At 51.4% G+C, this 21,475-nt stretch carries 6 protein-coding genes; 3 read left to right on the forward strand and 3 right to left on the reverse strand.

Annotation, left to right across the window (positions count from 1 at the left end):
- The first annotated feature begins 97 nt into the window (after positions 1–97).
- Positions 98–1,813 (forward strand): ATP-binding protein, encoded by a 1,716-nt coding sequence (locus SH449x_RS12645; RefSeq protein WP_482381689.1) that lies wholly within the window; start codon positions 98–100, stop codon positions 1,811–1,813.
- Here SH449x_RS12645 and SH449x_RS12650 read toward each other — a convergent pair.
- On the reverse strand, positions 1,810–3,450 hold the full coding sequence (locus SH449x_RS12650) for a Na/Pi cotransporter family protein (RefSeq protein WP_482381690.1): 1,641 nt from the start codon (positions 3,448–3,450) through the stop codon (positions 1,810–1,812). The genes SH449x_RS12645 and SH449x_RS12650 overlap by 4 nt on opposite strands.
- A 117-nt stretch (positions 3,451–3,567) precedes the next feature.
- On the reverse strand, positions 3,568–4,464 hold the full coding sequence (locus tag SH449x_RS12655; protein ID WP_482381691.1) for a hypothetical protein: 897 nt from the start codon (positions 4,462–4,464) through the stop codon (positions 3,568–3,570).
- 1,010 nt (positions 4,465–5,474) lie between these two features.
- On the opposite strand from SH449x_RS12655, the gene SH449x_RS12660 reads away from it, so the two are divergent.
- Positions 5,475–5,843: an ATPase gene (locus SH449x_RS12660; RefSeq protein WP_482381692.1), complete on the forward strand. Its 369-nt coding sequence runs from the start codon at positions 5,475–5,477 to the stop codon at positions 5,841–5,843.
- Between the two features lie 60 nt (positions 5,844–5,903).
- A complete protein-coding gene (locus SH449x_RS12665; RefSeq protein ID WP_482381693.1) occupies positions 5,904–6,113 on the forward strand; it encodes a hypothetical protein in 210 nt (69 codons plus the stop codon).
- Between the two features lie 516 nt (positions 6,114–6,629).
- Here the strand turns inward: SH449x_RS12665 and SH449x_RS12670 are convergent.
- Positions 6,630–21,278 carry an FG-GAP-like repeat-containing protein gene (locus SH449x_RS12670; protein ID WP_482381694.1) on the reverse strand — a complete coding sequence of 4,883 codons (14,649 nt, stop codon included), beginning with the start codon at positions 21,276–21,278 and terminating at the stop codon, positions 6,630–6,632.
- Between the last annotated feature and the right edge of the window lie 197 nt (positions 21,279–21,475).

Consider the following 21,475-nt stretch of genomic DNA (forward strand, 5'->3'; position numbering starts at 1 on the left):
TTTTTTATGGCGGAACCGACTTTAGTGATCATGCGGATTGTGAGGATTGGCTACAATCCTCACGAGAGTGTTTCGTATCGCATGTAGACTTTGTTGTATGGCTATCCTAACCGTTATTCGAGGAATCCGAACTGGACATCAATTTCAACTGGGGGACGTTAAAAGAAAGATCGGAAGGGAATCCCAGTGCGATATTCATTTTTCCGACACGGAAACCTCGAGAAATCATGCTGAAGTAGAGTTTCAAGAAGGCCGCTACCTACTGCGCGATCTAGGCAGCAGCAATGGTACCTTTGTCAACCAGGAACGAATCACCGAATATGTGTTGCAACATGGCGATAGGATTCAGATAGGTCGCCAAACCCTTTTGTTCATTCACAGATCTGCTTCCCTCGGCATCCGACCGAAAACCATCGAAATCGTTCCATCCGTTGTCGGCGATGCATCCCAAATCATTGGCCGTCTGCCTACCAGCGACGAGGCAGCAAACGACCAAACCGCTGATTGGCGGAGCGCGGTCATTCCCATAACGACCAACGAATCCATCAACGAAATCGCACCGGGACAAGAAAAGAGCCTGTGGGAGATTCTTTATAGGACCAGCTTGGCTGTAAGCCGTACCCTAGATATCGACCAATTGTTAGCGCAAATCCTGGATCTGATCTTCCAGTGGATCAAATGCGATCGCGGATGCATCATGCTAACCGATTTTGAAACAGGTGAGCTCAGACCTGCTTGCCGTAAAGACCGCAAGCAATCTCGGAATGATCGGCTTACCATAAGTCGCACGATTCTCGATTATGTCACCGAACAAGGTGAAGGCGTACTGACAAGCGACGCCCACGAAGATTCGCGTTGGAATGCCAGTGCGAGCATCTCGGCAGATGGCGTTAGAGAAGCGATCTGCGTTCCCATGAAAGGACGCTACGATACGGTTGGTGTAATTTACATCGACACGATGGTAACAGCTGGTCGCTATGCTCAACAACCAGAACACGTCTTTAATCAAGAGCATCTTAAACTGCTCGTGGCAATCGGCCATCAAGCCGCGCTGGCGATCGAGGACACGTCTTTCTACCAAAACATGGTACAGGCAGAGCGATTGGCCGTGATGGGGCAAACGATTGCAACCCTTTCTCATCATATCAAGAACATCGTCCAAGGACTTAAGGGAGGGGGATATCTGGTCCAAGAAGGAATCAACTCCCAGGAATGGGGAACGATCCAAAGAGGTTGGCAAATCTGCGCGAAGAATCAGGAACGCATAGAGGGACTAGTGCTTGATATGCTCACGATGAGTAAAGACCGCGTACCCATTCGCAAAAATGTCGAGATGAATCAACTGATTGGAGACGTCGTTCAACTAGCCAAATCCCGTGCCGATGAACTACAGGTTGAACTGCAATGGAGTCCCGGCGAACCAGATGTAGTCCTATCCTTAGAAGAAGAAGCAATTCATCGGGCTCTGCTGAATCTGGTTGCAAACGCGATCGACGCATGTCGTGATCGAAAGGACTCGGCTGTAGCAGTGAATGTCTTCTGCGATACGAAACAAATTAGAATCGCTGTGAGCGACAACGGAGTTGGTATTCCTTTAGCACAGCAAAAGAAGGTTTTTTCCATGTTCGAATCGAACAAAGGTAGCCGAGGAACGGGGCTCGGCTTGCCAGTCAGCTTAAAGATCGCCGAAGAGCATGGTGGGACAATCCGAGTTCAATCGGAGGAAGGCCAAGGAACGACATTCGAGCTGATACTGCCTAGATCGGAGCCTAGCCCAGCAGCATCCGACGGTGAGAAGACCTTGTTTGATTAGACCCTTTCGACCTCCTCGTCATGTGATGACAATTGGTTCGAAGATACCTTTGTGAGGTACGAACACGATTTCCAAGTATGAAAAGCAACCCGATCTAACCATCGGTAGGTATCCAGCAGAGCCAAAGTGTGCGACGGAGTAAATTGGCCCGACGCTGAGGCTTCAATGGATTTGCGCCGCTGTTCATCGCGAAAGGTAGCTAACTGATTTACGAGACCGCTCATCTCCAATAGACTTTCTTCATGGATGCCAGGTTCTCCCAGGGGCAGCGCAAGCTCTAAGACATCCAAGCAGCATTTAACTTGCGATCGGAGATCTGTACTTCCTAGCACGCTTCGCACGGCCAGTGATGGTTTCATGCGAGTGGTCAACCTAGTCAGGTGGTCAATAGCGTGCAGTTGGCTCGCTCGTATTTGCACCAGCTTGGGATCTTCAGGATGGGCAGGCAAGTGCTCCAAATACTGTTGCGTTCTTTCAATCCCGTCTTCGATCTCTGCCTTAAGGCTTTCCCACTTTCTGCTGGTGAGACCTGTGTGCAGTTCTTGAAAAATCTCTTTTGCGATCTCCACCAATGCTTTTCGAGTTGTTTCCAGAGCGGCGCTAGGTGATTCTCGAAGAGCTAGGTCCAAATTGTTCGCTAATCGTGGGCCATGGTCAGGCACCCATTTCTCAATAAGAGAGGCAAAGCGGGATTGCCATGGAAAAACGAGTACTACGGATAGGCCTATAAATGTAGTATGAAAAATAGCAAGGGAAATAGCGTCATCTCGATACTCCCAGTGGTCTGCCAGAGTCCTCTCGAGAAACAGAAAGAGTGGCAATAATATCAAACCGATCGCGGCTCCAATTAGGTTAAAAAGCACGTGCGCCAACGCGGTTCGGCGTGCAGAAGTACCTGCCCCCAACGATGCCATAGCTCCAGTCGTGGTGGTCCCAATCGATGCCCCGATTGCGATTGTAGCTGCCTGTTCGATATTGATCGCTCCCGCAGCCAGCGTGGTCAATGTGGCTGCCATGGCGGCGCTGGATGATTGAACTACCAATGTCAACACGAAACCGATCGCCAAGGATAACAAGACGGCCAGCACACCATGATCCGGGATACGCGCGAAATCAAAGCTGTTCGCAAAATCTCCCATCCCATTTTTTAGAGTGTTGATTCCGATAAAGAGAAGAGAGAACCCCGCAAGACTACTGCCTAGCTGCCTCCATTTTCCTCGCCCTAAAACCATCAAACCTCCAGCCAAGCCTACCAGCGGTAAAGCGATGACATCGATTTGAACCTTTAAGCCGACGGAGGCAACAATCCAGCCCGTACCAGTCGTCCCCAAACTGGCCCCCATCAGAATCCCGATAGCACGAGAAAAGGTGATCATTCCGGCGCTGACGAATCCGATCGTCATCAGAACCGTCGCGCTCGAAGATTGAATCAAAAGAGTCGTAACCACACCCCAAAGAAACGACCTAATCGGGCGATCGGTAAAGCGAGAGAGTAGGCTATGCATCCAGTCGCCAGCCAACGTTTTTAGGCTTTGTGTCATCAGGCTCATCCCCACCAGGAACAAGCCAATGCCACCAACCACTTCGATCAGAATTCCCAAGTCAACTCGCTCTACACCGGAAAAAGGGTTTGGCAAGACAAAACGGTTTTGAACTACACAGAAAATTAGGTTACCTTAATGATTCGCTTCTGGAAACCACACTCTGCGGGTTTCGGATTGGTGGTGACACGCCGACGAGCAGCGACAGGGGACTCAGCGATAGACTCCAAGTGACGCAATCTGGATAATGTCGTCGACAGGTTCATTAACCTGGAGACGGTGCCACTTTAGTAAGGTCGTAGTGGTTCTTTCACTATCGCCATCTAAATCTGCTTCCGTGCGTTTGATTTCTGATGGAATCCAGACACCATTTATCTTTTGCCATTTCCAAAGGTTCGTTGTGCTAGACTTGCGTCCATCGCGAGTCGATTCTCGCTCGATCCGGATGGGATTGCCAGACTTGGACAAGTCAACCTCGACTTCCATCTTTCTCTCTGAATCAGACGGAAATCGCGACACCACAAACACATCACCTCTTCGAGTCAATCGACCATTGAGTTTCAAGTCGTCGATATTGTCGGCATACACAGTCAGCAACTCGTCAAAGTTTCCACCTTCGTAGGACATGAAGTACTCCGGCACGAAGGCACCGTTGTAGAATTCCGGGCGGGAGAAACGTTTCGCGTTGACGAAGACGGTTTTTATCCCCTCATAGCCCACTCTATGTCTAAGTCGGTAGTAAAGTCCATCGGTGAACAGCTCCGCTTCGAAGAGTGGATTCACTTCTCGAGTCCTGCTTTCATTCTCGGATTCCGATACCGGACTGTCCGTCTTTGAGAAAAAGTACTCTCCCCCAGATTTCCAATTGTAGGCAAACCGTATTGCTCTCTCGGAAACACTTGTCTTGCCATCTCTATTCGACTCTCGCACCACCGAAACATGTCCTGCTAGCGACGTGAGCGAGTCAAGGTTTGCCCGATAGGCCGCAGCCGCCTCGTTTAGCAAGTCTGCATCATCGTAACCGAACAATGTTTCACCAGAAATCGCGAAGAGAATTGCTGTTAGGAAGATACCTTTAGCATGATTCAAGATCAGTTGCTTTGCAAACATGGGTTTTCTTTTTCCTTTCGCGTACTTCTTCGCAGTGCTCGGGCAAGTCGGCGAAGTGCCACCAGCATTTGGCGTTTGAGCAAGGCGGACCTGCATACGATTATAACCACTTTATTGAAGAGGCTTTCGCTCAATCTGCACAAGTTATAGTCGCCACGCACTCTTGCTACAGCCACACTAGCCCGAATCGGGACCACTTCAAATGCTGCAACAAGGCTCTGCGCAGTTACTTCATTCATTCTCCCTCGAGGGAGAGTCGTGCGTAGCTCGGAGAGGGTGAAAGGCACGGCAATGCATTTAAGACCCGACTAGTCAGCGTTTCCTAAAGCCCCCTCCCCTCGTGATCGTTCCTCCACTCGACCCTCCCGAATTCTTCGGGAGGGTGAATAAGGCGGCAGCTCACGCTGGAGGACTGGTGGTTCACGAACCAAGAGTTCGCATCGATCAGTGAGCTCCAAGTTGGCGAAACGATTACCTGCTCGCAACTAGAGTGCTCATGCACTCGTGTGAGTAGCTTTGACCTGTCGATGGTCCAATTACCACTTCCGGAGAATTAAGTGCATTGCATCGAAAGAAACAATGCCCAAACTTCTGTGAAAGTTGCAATCCTCATGCGACTGCGTGGATCGTATTCGCCGAAAGCCAAAACCCCCCTTTTAATGACCGAATTCGGTGCAACAAACTGCTCGAAAACGGTCTCTAACGGCTCGCTTGAGCACCGATCGGAACGATAGTAAATCCAAAAAACCGTTGGAAATCCTAAAAGGAAAAGATTGGCTTTCTTTCAAACTTCAAACTTCTTCCGCCCGACCGCTTTGGGCGGCAACCTTACTGACTGGGTCTATCTCTTATTCTGTGAACGAAGACCATTATTTAGGGTGCCGTGAAGTTTACGGACACAGTGTTTGATGGTCGAATCAATAACGCTTAATCACATTCAATCGCTGGTCTTGGTACAATTTGGGGGCTCGCTGTAAAAAACTTTACCCCATACCGTTTCGAGATAGCTCATGGGTGAACCTTCGCAACCAACGATCTACATCCTCGCTGGGCCAAACGGGGCAGGTAAAACAACGTTTGCAAATTCATTCTTGCCAAAGCTCGCCAATTGTCTCGAGTTTCTTAATGCGGATCTGATTGCTGCCGGATTAGCTCCATTTGCTCCAGAGACGCAGGCCGTCCGAGCGTCGGAACTCCTGCTGAAGCGAATCGATGAGTTGGTAGCGACTCGAACGACCTTTTCGTTCGAAACCACCTTGGCAGCCAGAAGCTACCGAGCTTCAATTCTGCAATGGCGTCGCTTGGGATATCGCATAGTACTGTATTTCATCTGGCTTCCTTTCCGCCAGTTTCTGTTGTTAAGATTGAGGGTGAAATAACATGTGTCCTAGACTACAATAGGTGGGAACGTATTCAACCGCACCGTAAGGACTCATTCAATGATAAGAAGTAACTCTCCAGACTCGCTGATCACTAAAGCGGACCTGGCATTCGAGGCTGCTTGTCGAAAGGTTATCGATCGAGCTCGCCAATCAAATACCGAAATCGTTATTTGGCGTGATGGAAAGATCGTAGAACTATCACCTGAAGAAGCGAAAGTGGAATTGGAATTGAACCTAGCCAAAAGAGACTCAGAGCTCCTCAGCTAATGGGACCTCGCGTTCCAATGAGCAACGAACATAGGTAGACCTCTTCGCTGACCGCCGCCAAAAACCCTCTTTTAATGACCGAATTGGGTGCAACAAAGTGCTCGAAAACAGTATCTCATGGCTCGCTTGGCCACCGTTCGGAACAATAGGAAATCCAAAACACCTTTGGTAATCCTACAGGGAAAAGATTGGCCTTCTTTCAAACTTCCAACTTCACCCTTCAAGCTTCTTCCGCCCGACCGCAGTTGGAGGAGACCTTACAGACTAAGTCTATATCTTATTCTGTCAAGTGTGATCGTTTGAATCGAGCGATCGCACTTTTTTTACGTAGATTCGGCTGGGACACACACTGAATCGTTCGGCTCTGGAATCGTTGGCAATAGTTGGTCGGACTACGACTGCAATTCAGCCAACAAGCACTGGTCCCACGAGAGTCGGCTCGGCCCGCGACATCGTATTGGTCCGCGACATCGTATTGGTCCGCTCCAAAATTCGTAACAATTCGGCCCGTAACAGTTAGGGAAGTTTCCCAAAATTTTCGAATAGCGCCGGGAGTAACTCGTTCGACACTTTGTCCTGAATGTTCCGAATCTCGTCGACCATGTCTTTAGATTTAGTAATCGATTCCTGAGTGTCACGGGACTTAGGGTCCATTCCTTTATTAACTGATTCTCCGATTTCCTCGACTATACGGTGCGGAGTCTTATTGCCCCCCCGACCTCGACCAGCCCCGCCTGCCTCTGTATTTGGTTTTGGGACAGAAACGGGATTTGGGTTAAAGTTAATTCCTCCGCTCTGGGCGAGTGAGAGCTGCAACTGAGGCAATAGTCCCAACGATTTCATTAGGCTCTGAAGACGACTATTTGCATCGTTAATTGCTGCTTGAAGGCGCGGTTCAATCTTTTGATAGCCTCGTGCCATGACTCGTTGTGCAGCGGTCATGAACACGGCCGTTTCGATGATCTGCCCGGTGACGTATGCCACTGCATTGGCTTGCCCTAGCGCGATCGCCTTTCTCGCGTCTGTTAGTGGCTCTCCTGTCGGTCCTTCTGGATCATAAAATGCATCCACCAACGCTCCCATATCGTTTGCAACCATAGCTCCTCCAACTCCCAACAAAGCAACTGCAAGTCGTCCGGTTCCAACCATCTTTCCAATAATCCCAGCAAAAACAGCGGCTTTCAGTCCCTCACCAATACTAACATCCATTGCTTTTCCAGAGCCAGCACTTTTAAGGGTGGTCCCGAGTCCAACCAGGAGAGAGCTGGCGACCGTAACGGATGTCATCACCCCTGCCAAATTGAAATTGGCGAAAAGACCTGTTGGATCGATTGCATTCACAGGATCGTTATGCACATACGTGTACTTGTGGAGACTTTGAGGAAAATCAAAGAATCCAGGATGAGGGTCAGACGAAATGAATCTTCCTAGCCCTGGGTCATAAAGTCGAACTCCCATCCTAACTAGTTGATTGATTGTTCCCCGTTGACTTCCTGCAAATCCAATCAAGTCCTCAGAGCCTCCACTTTCTTCTCGCAAGACACCAAAACTATCGTATGTAAATCGATGAAGAACTTCCCCTTGGAGACCTACGTGAACGCGCACCGTTCCTAGACGATCCGTAATCGGAATGACTCCCACGTCACCCCGATACACCAGCTCTCTTCCCTTTCCATGAATATGGACGATCGAAGACTCGCCCTCCGTTAGCTCCGCCATTATACTACCGCGCGAAAACACATAGTCTCTAAACCAGCGTATGGTTTTCGGACCTGTACTCGTCTCGATAAGATTTCCTTGCGCATCGTACTTGTATACCTCCGAACGAGTCCCTTCGACTGTTGACTGGCGAAAACTCATGAGCTGTTGGTCTGAATTCCACTCAAACGCCTCCGTGGTTGTATCTGAGACCCTTCGAATCAGGGACCCGCTGCGATTGTATTGATAAGAAGAGATGCCAGATGCGTCGGTAACACTAAGCAACCGATCGTCTAAGTCGTATTGATACTCTGAGATACCATCCAACGAGTCGATCCTGGAAAGCCGGTTTCCAACGAGATCATAATTATAGGCCGTCGCTCTTATCGCGACTCCTTGGCTGTATTCGATTTCTTGCAGCAATTGATATCGACTATCGTACTGAAACTCGATTCGTTTGCCACCTTCATTCTTCGCGACAACTCTTCCAGTCGAGTCAAGCGAATAATGTAACTCTAGGATCGTTTCGTCTCCTCGAAGTACCTCTTTGCTAACAAGGCGATTCCTTTGGTCGTATCCATAAAATTCCTCAACGGCATCTCCACGTTCAATTCGGATCGTATTTCCTACCGCGTCATAATAGTAGCGGGAAACATATCCATTATGGTCTGTGGTCGCTGAGATGCGCCCTAGTGAGTCGTAGTCTAGACGTACATTGCTGTGTGGAGAAGAAATCTCTACGACTCGCCCATTTGAATCGTACTGATAGTACGTCCATCCTAGATCATCTTGACGAACGGCACCTACATTTCCTCTTGAATTATATTCATACTCGATGATATGGGAATCTCGTTCTGAACGAACAAGTCGACCTGCTGGGCTGTAGGAGAATTGAGTTGTCCCCTCCGGGCTTGTTTTCGTTATGACCGCGTTTCTATGATTGTACTGGAATGTCAAAATGTCTCCATCAGGATTAATCCTCTTGGACATATTGCCACGCTCATCATACTCAGTCGTCCAGGTATGTCCGCTAGGACTGATTCGAGATGTCTCTCTGCCCATAACGTCATAGCCAATAACCGTTTCCCTACCAAGGCCGTCGATAATCTTAGAGACGTTGCCTTGCCAATCGTACTCGTATCGCGTCGTTACCCCTAATCCATCGGTTATTGAGAGGATCTGACCGAGATCATTTCGGGCATACGTCGTATATTTGCCGTTTTCATCCGTGATCATCAGAATTCTACCAAAGAGATCGAATTGCTGCGTTCTTACCGTCCCGTCTGCGAATTCAATACGTACTACATTTCCAGCGTCGTCATATCCGTATTGGGTTTTTCTACCCAGTGCGTCAGTTTCAGCAATTTTCCTCCCTTCTACGTCATATTCGAATTGGGTAACGTTGTCTTCAGGTGCCCTTATTGCGACCAACAAGTCACGTGCATCATAATAAAAATGAGTTATGTGACCTAAGCTGTCCGTAATAGAGGTTAGTCGATTCACTAAATCGTAGGTATACAGTTCTCTAGGATTGTCGTTTGGATCGTTAGGAGTATCATCGGGATAAATCTCAGCGACCAGATTCCCGACAAGATCAAATTCCCACCGCGTGACGTAGCCATCCTCATCCCTATACGCAACGAGATTTCCCGTCGAATCATACTCACGACTCGTAAAACTATCGTCCTCGTGAGTCACTCTAGATAGCCGACCCGCTGAATCATACTGAAGCCATGATGTAACATTTCCGTAGGTCCGGGAAGCAACGTATCCGAGATCATCGTAGGTGATCACCCCGACGGAACCGTCCGGTTTTTCACTACGGGTTATTCTACCAGCACTGTCATAGGTGTTTAATTGGACAATCTTTAGTAGACCCGAATCTGTTTCGATTTCAGACTCGCTCGATAGAATCTTACCGAGCCGGTCAAAACTGGCGGTCCAATTGTGTCCATAGAAGTCCGTCCAGCCGATTCGATTTCCGATGGAATCAAACTGATTCGTGATAACCGGCAATGAACCATGCTTTACACTCTTCACTTTGCCGGCTGTTTGATACTCCATTGTCGACCGAACGCCGGTTGCATCAATGATACTCGTAAGATCACCTCTGGAATCATAGAAATATTCCGTCCTTAAGCCTGAAGGGGAAACTTTGGATTTGAGCCTGCCCACAAGATCATAGGTCAACAGAGTTGTATTTCCTGCTGGATCAACAATCTTTGTTACGTTGCCTAATGCATCTGAGCTGTACTGCGTTTTTCGGCCAAGTGCATCCACTGATTCGGCAAGCCAGCCGTTGCTATCGTAGGAATATTTGGTTAAGTCGCCGCGCGCATCAAGAACTGTTAGAGGATTTCCTAGCTCGTCATAGGAAACCAAAGTTATACCACCTCGACTATCTACAACGCGATGCCTATGTTGGTCGGGTTCGATATCGTGCTCAATAAGCCCTCCAGCAACCGAATTGGTTCGCTTAATTCGACCTTCTTGGTCATATTCCACTACCGACTCGAGCTCACCCAATGGATTTGTAATGGCCTGCAGAAAGTGGGGGATATCCAAACGATATTGCATTCGAGTCGTTAGATATACTCTGTCGGTGACCGAGACTAAATCTCCGCTCGAAGAATAACCATAACGAATCGCATGGCCGGCCGGATCGGTGATGGAGGTAATGCGACCGTGGCGGTCGCGGGCGATTGTTATACCGACGTCTCCTAGCGAACTGGTGATGCCGCTATCGCTAAAGGTCAACGTGTTGCCGTTGCGATCTACGGACGTTTGCATCAACCCGGTGGTGCCGTCGATGAAGTAGCGGGTTCCGTCGGCCAGCGTAACCGTAAAGCCGCCGCCGAAATCGGGACTAGCGGGGTTCCAAGGCATGCCCCCGGTGGCATACAGTTCTCCAAACTGATTGACGGTCAACCAGCCACTGCCTGCACTCAGTGTAGCAGTGTTTCCGCGATCGGGAGTGTAACGGGGTGAGGCTACTATGAGATTTTCGTTTCGCGAAAAACCTGGTAGGACCTTAATCTCAGGTGTAAACGTCCAGCCAACTCGCTGGCCGCCCGGCAATGTCATGAATATCTTGGTGCCAGAACGAAACGGAGTATAGATGCCTAAATCTTCTAATCCGCTCTTAGGCAAACTGACACGCAGGTCGGTATTGCGGTACTCCATCCGCCAACCATAACCGAAATCACCGTCCCGATCAGCTCGCAGCGTGTCATAGGTGCGAACGATAGAAATCGGTATGCCGGCCACAGGAATCGTGAGATCTTCAAAGCTCAAACGGAAATTGCCGAGCTTGAGATTGCCTGTCACCGAGACCTCAACTTCTATTGATGCAAAACTGCCGAAGGTGTCGAGTACTTCTAGCTTGAGGACGTAGTGGTCGTTCTCAAACAGTGTCGTATCCCACTTGCCCAACGATGCTGCCGAGACTTGTGTGGTCCCCGCATGGATCACTCTGTATTGCGTTTGGTCGATGCGTCGATAGCTGAGTGTATAACGCTCGAAATCGGGTGAAATCGCTGTGCCGATGATGTCAACAAAGCCGCTCACTGCGGTCCCGTCGCCGATGCTGGTGATGGCGGCTTCGGGTGCGGGATTGCCGCTGCCGTCCTCTTCGCCACTCCGCATGCTGACTCGTCCCGTTGCTGTGCCAACATTCCCCGCAGCATCCGTGGCCGTTGCGATCAATCGCCCATTCCCTGGTGCAGAGAAGTAGACTCGAGCGGTTCCGTCTGGTGCCAATTCAATCGCCTGGCCGTCGACCTTCAATTCAACATTCGTTACCCCCACATTGTCCGTCGCAATGACACGCACGATGGCTGGATGAACGGTCCAGGGGAAAAGTACAGGTTCACCGGTTACGATGATCGTCAAGCGTGGGGCTTGTGTATCAGGGACGACTCCAAAGGTGTAGCTCTGCGTCGCGACAGCCCCCAATCCATCGCGCACTCGTACCACAACCTCGCGTCCTCCCAAGGACTCATCCAATTGCGTTTGCCAGCGAATTCTTCCGAGCGCGTCGATCGTCATCCCGACAGGCCCCTGAACTAGTTCGTAGGTCAGCGGCTCACGATCCGGATCGATCGCCAGCACGTCGTATCGATACATCGCTCCCTGGCTGACACTCAGCGTGGGATTGGAACGAATCTCAGGGGCTCGATTGGCGGCTCGCACATCGACTTGCAAGGATTGAACGGCTACTGCTCCCAGCGGATCGGAAGCGGTCAACACAATAGTAACTGTTCCAATGTCCGACGTTTGTGGTGTCCAGGTGATCACACCTGAAACCGCGTCAATATCAAAGCCTGCGGGAGCGCTCCGGACTGAGTAGGTGAGGCTGTCCCCCTCGGGATCGGTTCCTTGGAGAGTGTAGACATACGCTTGCCCCACCACCGCATTGCCAGGTGCCGTACTTTGAATGGTCGGTGCCAGATTGCTAACGCCCGCCGCTACGGCAATCGAGAACGTCTGAGTCGAGAAGTGACCCAAGCCATCGCTCACCCGAATCGACACTGCGGCAAGCCCAACCTGTGCCGCAGTCGGTGTCCAGGCGATCTCGCCGGACTGTGCGTCGATCGTCATGCCGACAGGGGCCAACACCAGTTCATGATGCAAGGGGCTGGAGGATGGATTGCTGGTTCGAACGGAATACAGATAGGTTCTTCCGACGAAGGCTTCTGTGGGAGGAACGCTCGAGATCGTCGGGACCATCGAAGAACTGCGTACGGCGATTCGGAAATTCTGTGTCGCTTCATTGCCGAACAGGTCGATACACCGAACGAGAACTTCTTGAACGCCCAAAGAATCCCTGGTGGGTATCCAACGGATCAAACCATATTGTGGGTCGATCGACATTCCTACCGGTGCTTGGACTAACTCGAACAGAACCGCTTCGGGAGCGATGACATCATACGCGTAAAGAATGCCCACTCTAGCGGCCGTTTCAGGCAGCGAGAGGATACTCAGCGTTGGCAACGGTGCTCGCGAGACGACTGCAATCGAATCCGTCCTCTCGACGCGACCACCTCGGGAGTCTTCGACGGCTATCGTGACGCTCACGTTGCCGGTCTCCATGGGTTGCCACTGGACTTGGCCACTAGCGGACACCGTCATACCCACTGGTCCACTGACGAGCGAGAACGTGAGCGGCTCGTGGTCGTCATCCATGGCGACGAACTGCGTAGCGTATTGCCGCTGGACGATTGCAGTTGGTTTCAAGCCGACGACCCACTGCGGCAAATTGTTGCTACCAGCCGCTGTTACGTTCACCGTAGCTTCTTGCCGGGTGACTCCGCCAAAACCATCGTCAACTTGCAGTTCGAAGTGGAACGAGCCCACCAATCCTGGCACAAAATCGATGATACCGCTATCGTTCGCAATCGTCATACCAGTCGGGAACGTGATCAGGCGATAAGTGAACTCTTCGTGCTCCGCATCTTGGGCTCGGACTTGATATCGCCAGGCCACACCTACCTGCGAATCGACAGGTGGAGTCGACGTAATGATCGGCGGGGTGTTGATACTGACGCTGAGATCAAAGCGTTGGATTGCAAACCGCCGTTCCTGATCCGAGACCTTGATCAAGACGTCGTGAACGCCAGCCTGCGAGGCCAGCGGTTGCCACTGGACCAAACCACTGGTTCGATCGACGGTCATCCCTTCCGGAGCAGCGATCAGCTCGTAACGAACAGATGCAGCCAACGGTGATTGAGCGAAGGCTTGATACGTGTAGCTTCCGGGTGCCATGGCTTGTGTTATCGGCTCAGAGATAAAGACGGGAGTGGCATCCTCTTCGGGAACTGCACGCGAGCCGAAATTGACAGTCGGGGTCACAGAGTTCAGATCGAAGTGTTGAACTCCGCTCAGAGGCGTGCTTTGCAGGTATCCGGCTACTCCCACCAGCCCGACATGGGCTTGGTTGCCTGTTGTGGTCAGCAAATAACGCCCCTGCGCATCGGTGACTGCTGTCGGTTCGCCAGGATCGTAGATGCCATTGCGGTTGGAATCCAAGAATACGGTTCTGCCAGCCTGGACAGGTTCGCCAGAACTGGTGAGTACTTGGACCTCGAAGGAACCGACATTGCTGTTCCATGAATTCGTACTGGAATTGGCCAGGAACAGCCGCGTTGCTCCCTGGGGCACCACAATCGTCTGCTCAATACCAACGCTGGTGAGTCCATCTCCGATGAAGAAGAGCTGTCGCAGTTCGGGAGCAATCGACGTGTAGTTGATTCCATCGGGGACGTTGCCATTAGAACGAAAATCCAGTGCCTCAGGTGGTGTCTGCCATGCCGGTGACTCGTCCGTTAAGAAGACACCTAGTAACGAACCGTGATTGGGACCTGCGTATTGCGAAATGCCGTTGAGAGCATTCGAGACAGTGCCGATAGCATTATGTACGATTCCGTCCGGAGAGCGAGTCGCCACAAAGCCATCGGACCGCGTGTGGCCGGTGGCTCGAATGCGGAGTATTTGACCAGGCTGGACCGCTAACGATGGCGGAGAGCCTTGAGGGGCAGTGCTGCCGTAGGCAGTTGAACCGTTGGGCATACCGGCTAAGTACGGATTGGCAAAACCGGGGACAATGACCCTTTGCGCTGTCGACGGCACAAGCAATAGATCGTCGATTGCAAAAGAGTTCTCGGATGAGCTGGCGTTCGGATTCGGGGGTAGTGTGCTTCCGAGCGATACAATCTCTAGAACTCCGTGCGCGCTGGGCGCAGTGAAACTGTGGCGGAACTGTTTCCAATTGCCGGCGGAAACATCTTCCAGGGTAAAGACGGATACTAACGCCTGGCCATTCCATCGCACTTCAATCTTGGCTGCTTCGTGGTTGTTAGGTCGCAGTGTCCAGAAGCTGAAATCGTAGTTCTGACCAGCGTTCAAAGACACCATTTGCCGCCATGCCACTCGATCTTGATTGTCACCGTTGATGATTAACATGAAGTCTTGGTTCGAGCCATTGGTGTGACCGAAATAGTCGGAAGTGGATGGAATCACACGCGAGGATAACCCAACGGTGACTTGCGAATCACCGAGCCAACTCGATCCCGACTGGGGGGGGCGTTGAAAGAAGTCGGTTTCCCAACCGGCAAAGCCCGAGCTAAAGTCAGAATTAGCAATGCGATTGAAATCCAACGGCAAATCTCGCACGCCATTTCCATCGGCATCCAAGAAAGCGATGCCGCTAATTTGCTTTAAGAAGGGTGGGACGATATCGACAGAGAACGACTGCTCTGCCACTCCGCCACGGCCATTTTCGACTCGCACGATAACTTCATGGGTCGCATTTAACGCAAGTGCCTTTTCGCGAGAAGGAAAGTTATACCAGTCGGGATGCTCCTTGAGAGTGCCATGATTCTTTGCCGGTGAAGCATCGACAACAGTAATGACATCCCTCGACTCGTTAAAGTTCCACTGCAAGACCAAGCCGCTTGCATCGTGCGGAACATCCGCAAACATCCCCTCAGCAATTTCTGCTCCGGTCAACGCTCGATTCCAGATTCGTTGACGTGTCAGGGAGGCCACGTTTCTTCCGCTATGTAGTGGTGAGTTGTTGTAGCTGATCCCCTCGGGGCTGATCGCTGTTCCTACACTCCTACCGTTGATCCAGAGCGTCAATGTCTTCGACGCATCATCGAAGGTCATGGCCACGTGGGTCCACTTTCGAAACTCGACAGGCATCGGAGCAGTGACAACGGCCAAGCTATTCGTGCTATCCGGTGTACCAATCTTGGCCCGAAGGGTACCATAAAAGTACTCTAATCCATAGGAAGCGATGAGCCTGTTCGAAGCGGACGCCGTCTTGGCCAGCAAATTTTCCCAGACCGCACCGACAGGATCTTCAAAGTAGTACCAACCTTCGATGGTAACGCTAGACGGACGTAAACTCGGGGTATCAGGAGCCTCGATGAATCCGTAGTTCCGCGAGCCGGTATTGAGCTTTAGCGAAGAGGTCCGAGGATCCCAGTCAATTTCCCCCGTGGTCGGATGGATCGTCATCCCCTCGGGAGCTTGGACGAGGGAGTATCGGAGGGTTGATTGATTTTGTTCAGCCACGTTGGGACGATATTGATAAACGGCATCGGCCGCAACCTGAGTTACCGGAGTGCTGGTGAAGCGAGGGACATCCTGAGACACGGGGGCTGTCACAGTGACTCGGAAGCCTTGTTGTGTTACACCACCTCGACCATCCGAGGCTTCCACGACGACACCATGGCCCCCAAGTTGTTCAGGCATAGGTGCCCAATAGATCGTGTTCGTCACTGGATCGTGCAGCATCCCCCCCGGTGCATCGACTAATTCAAACGACACTGGGTCGTCATCGGGATCGATGGCGGTCGGCTGATAGGTCCATAGACGACTAGGGTCGAAACGATTGAGTATGAGGCTGACCGTATCGTCACCTTGATTGACCACCAGCACATCGGTAGCTCCATCGCTGTTTACATCGTCAGCCACCAGCTTGATCGGTTGCGAGCCGACATCGATCCATTGAGGGGTGGTGAATTTTCCAGCGGCCCGTTGATACAAGAATCCAACGCGACCGGCATCGGGCTGAGTAACTACCAGATCGTTGCGTCCATCCCGATTCATATCCGCAATCGCGATCGCGCCCGGATTCGAGACACCCAACACGCTGATGGCTGCTCCGAACGTCCCGTTTCCGTGCCCTGGTAGGACGATCACTCGATCACCGCTGGGATCGGTCAAGACGACATCCAGCGTACTATCCTGCGTAACATCCCCTAAAACGAAGTCCCCCGGCTTGAAGCCCAGTGGCAGGACCAGAGATACGGAAAACGTTCCGGCGGATCCGGTCAAGACCACGATCGACTCGTCCATTTTGCTCAAGACAATCAGATCCTGGATACCATCGCTGTTCAGATCCGCGATTCGCAGATCGGAGGGACGAACGGGCAGAGCGATATCCTCGCGATTAAAATTCCCGCCGGCGGATTGTCGGAAGATCGAAACCGATTTTCCCTGTTGGTTGGCGGTTAGAATGTCTAACAACCCGTCCTCGTCGACATCAAGCAGATCGACGGCGACCGGGTAGAGATCGGTGAAGAGGTCTTGTTGGCGTGCAAAGACTTCATCGGTGACTTGGTAGTGGATTTTGACTCGATTCAGTCCACTGATGATCGAGACCAGATCGGCTTGACCATCGCCATTCAAATCCCCTGACGCGACATCGGACACGCCCTTGGGGCGACTTAAAAAAGCGACACCTTTTGAACCGCTGGCGGACCCAGCTAGATCATCCCGTCCATCTCCGTTGAAATCGCCGATAGCAGCAAGATTCATATTGGAAACCGCCGTGAATCCATTCATCTCAGAGAACGTCCCGTCCCCGCGACCGAACAGGATGCTTTGGAAGGGCCTCAAGCTGTAGGAAATAAATCCCCAACCCCACATGGGAACCAAATCGGTGATCCCGTCTCCATTAAAGTCCCCACTATAAAGGTGAAGGCCTTGGGTGTAATAGTTTGTTGGGTCGCGGAACGTGAAATCCCCATTGCCAAACATCACCGTGGTATGAGCATTGTGGCTGCTATAGGCGATATCGTTCATGCCATCCCCGTCGAAGTCATCCACGACAAACGAGTGGATCGAGCGGTCGTGAGGAATAAAGGGTGGGTTTTCGATAACGGTCTTGCGAAAGAGCGTCGAAGCATCGGTGGCTGGTCCACCTGTTGGTTCCAGGATGACCCATCGGGCGGGAATGTTGCTGCTCGGGATAGAACGACTAAAGAAGAATATCTCCTTTTTGCCGTCTCCGTTGAGATCCCCTATGCCTACCGATTCATCAAGGTAAAAGCCATGCGCACGGGGCCAATTGGTGATGGTGTCATGGACATCCGGCAAGATGTTGTAACGCCGATTCACAGGGTCGTAGAGCAGCACAACTAAACGAGTGACGAAGTTGGTGTTGATATTTCCCGTTTGCAAACGGTAAACCAAATCCGGATATCCATCACCATTGAAGTCGTCCACTTGAAGAGTATTGTTACTGACACCTGCTTGACCTCCGGGTGCAGTCACACTGGGCAAGAGTTGAAAGGCACCGTTTCCAAGGCCAAAGGCCTGCCGAAGCTGTGCGCCATCGATCCAAGCAAGATCGAGATTGCCGTCCAAATCGATATCCAAGACGGTCAACGAATTGGCGTTTGTGATACCTCCCATCCCAATCGTGTAAGGTCCAAAAGTCCCATCCCCAAGACCCGGTGAGAAATAAAAACCGTATCCGAATCCGATTCCGCCCAAGGTGACCAGGTCCAAGATGCCGTCGCTATTAAAATCTCCCGTAACAGTTTCTCGCATCCCAAAGGTTGTAGGCGAGAAACTGCTACCGAAGCTGTTATTGAAATTGAAATTGCGAAGGCTCTGAGGAGCTCGGAACGAACCGGGGTGATCGCCGTGAAGCAGCCCAACACTGCCAGCTTGTTCTACGTTCAACGCATTGCCCAAGAGCACATCCTTGACGCCGTCCCGATTGAAGTCAGCGATCGCAGCGAAATATGCGTTCTGCGAATTCCGGACGATTCCTGAGCCGATATCGGGCTCGAATGCGGTATTGTACTGCGATAGTTCAAAGGAACCATCGCCACGTCCTAATCCAACCGTTAGAGAATTCTCTCCATTCAAATTGCCGAAGACGAAATCCAAATGCTCATCGCCGTTCAGATCCATTCCTCTCCCTGAATGGTTCACTATTCCGAACCATTCAACTTGGTAAGGCAGCAGAGTTACAGAACCTGTGGGAGTTCCGTCACCAAACCGCCCGTCCCCCTGTCCTCGCATGAGAGTAACACCAAACGGGCCAGACAGGAGTGCATCTATTATCCCGTCACTATCGAAGTCATCGAAGTAACCGCTGTTTACGTTGAAGTTGTTACCACTAGGGTTACTTGTTGAATGAAACGCCTTCGTAACCGTGTCGATGCGAGTCCCGAGGTTGCCCGTACCATCATTCAGGTAGGTTTCAAGACGAAGGTTGTTGTAGTTCAGTCTTACGATGTCTGGACCATTGAGGCCATCGACATCGGCTAAGTAGCCATACCCACCATTGTTGCTATCCTCTGTAATGACCTGCGACTCTACAAACCTTCCTGTTCCATCGCCGCGGTAAACACTGATCGCCTGGCGACCGCCGATCAGGACTTGCACGTTTTCGAACAATACTAGATCCAGATTGCCGTCTCCATCCAAGTCGTCGATTTGAGAGTTTAAAACGTAATTCCCAGCGACGGTACTGGTGATCGGATTGGGATCGAATGTACCTGATCCTATATTCGCGTAGACCAGAATTCGATTAGTTGCGATAGTGGTGACAACGAGGTCCTTGAGTCCATCGGAGGTGACATCTGCAAAATGGACAGTGGCCCCGCGTCCTATTCGGCCTGCGACCGACGGCAACTCCACTTGCCAACCATCGCGGAATGATCCATCTCCCATTCCGAGCCGAACAACCAGGAATCCTCGATCGTTGGGATCGTTCCAATTTCCATTACCTCGCAAATTTAAAAGTGTGATGGCATCCGGATTACCGTCACTATTGATATCCTCCGCTAAAACCTGTTGGACATCACGTTCAAATCGACCGCTCGTATTCGGCGCGATTCCGAGATCGATAGCTTGCGGACCTTGGAATACTCCGCGTTGCTCCGAAGCGGGTCTCTCTCCCAGTCCTATAGGAGAGGTGTTACCAAGCGAGCTTGTATCGCCCCTAAACATACCCAATTGATTGTCATCCATGTTGGCCGTTACGACATGCTCAAACCCTGAGGAGGACGATATCAAAGTTGCGGCAACGGGACCGTTGCCGGTCGAGTAAGTATGCACCTCAAAGGGACTGGAAACCAATATGTCAATATCGGGTTCGCTGGTAAAGATCGGCGGTCGATTAGCAAGCTGCTCGACTACCCGAAGATCGAATCGTTGTTCAACGAACAAACCGAACTGGTCGGTGGCTCGAATAGTAATCTGGTGCGACCCTACATCTGGGGTCTGCGTCAGCCAACGGAGCTGCCCCGAGTTTGGTTCGATCGTCATCTGCTCAGGACCAACCATCAGAGAGTAGGTCAAAGGCGAATCGATAGAGGAAGTTACTTGGGCGTGATAGCGGTATGTCCGTCCTGCTTCGATCTCGGTCGTAGGGGTTGAGATGAAAGCACCAAGGCTATGATGGATTCTTCCTAACGCGGTTAACCGAAATGAAAAACGGCGATCCAATGGATTGCGAAAACGTACATCTCTCGTATTCGTCGACTCTCCAGGTGCCAACCACTGTCCTCCACTCAGGGAATCGACTCGAACAAACGGACGCCCGTCAGCTAAGTAACCATCGGGATTGAGAAACTGGATTCGTTCATCGGTCAAGGCATCTACCACCACGATCACTTCGCCGGAGACCGCAAAATCGTTCGCGTTGGTGATTCTCAGATCGGTAATTAGCAACTGGCCATCGTCAGACAAACGAGTTGCGCCGAAGCTGGGAACGATACTCCCCGTAATTTCTTCGAGAGGTTGACTTGCTGCGGGTCGAACCGATGCGATCCTTGAATTGCTAGAGCGAATGGTTTCTTGAGGGTTCGGGCCGTTGGCGGGAACGACCTGGATGTCGTGCAATCGAACCCGAGTTTGGTTGTCTTGATCATTGTTTACCAGTCGAATCAAAACTTCGACCGGTGTATTGGCAGGGACACCGACGAGATTGATCGTCACCTTGGAAAGCTCGTCAGCAGGTGCGATGTTCGCTTGAGCGGCCGGGGCGGTGATGGGATCGAGTCCTTCGCTCCAGTTGAAGGCCGCTAACTGATTGGGAGCGATCGGTAGCACCAACGATTGCCCCGAAGAGTCCAGGACTGCGATCTCCAGAGCATCGCGTACGGTATTTTGGGTGGCCGTATCAAACTGTGGAGCGTAAAAGGAGACTTCGATGGCCGAGTTTTCCGAGGGCAGTACCTTTCGGGAGGTTACGCCGACCCGATAGGCATCCCCCTCTACCAGCACGGGACGGCATGCAAAGACCTCGATATTTCCAGTTCCGGGCGAGGAGTCACCGGAGCCTTGGAAAGACCAGGTTCGTCCAGCGGGCCCTCCGTTCAGATGATTAATGACCACCAAAGCATCAAGGGGCGTGACGTGTTGGTCGCAGTCGACGTCCGGAAAACTGTGCTCAAGCCCCGGCGGAGGGGTGGTGGGAAGGAGCCCCGTTTGGGGATGGGAGTATTTGCGTGCATTGATTTCGTTGATGATGTAAAGCACATCGAGCGGGGAGACGATTCCCGATGGGTGCCCTGATACGTTGAGTGGTTGAAGAACGTTGGTCCACACAGCGGTAGCCAGAACCCTGCGATCTTCGAGCAATTCGATTCTTAATGCTCGTCTCTTGTTTGATTTGTGACGAATCGCTAACAATTGTCGGCGAAAGAACTTAGAAATCATGGAGGGTGGCTCGCATCGTTGGGGGGAGTGATTGCTCTGCCATTCCTTACCCAGCGAATAGACCGTTCTTGCGCAAAGACCGAAAAAGGGGTCCTCTAGGATTAATCTGCCTTGTCGAAAGCCAATGTTTGGTCAAGTGATTCTTGGCAGCTACAATACATGACGGAAGCAACTGTAGAACGAACCCTGAATTCGGT

It is taken from the genome of Brakhagea baltica (assembly GCF_052161605.1).
Taxonomy (GTDB): Bacteria; Planctomycetota; Planctomycetia; order Pirellulales; family Pirellulaceae; genus JBKCUI01.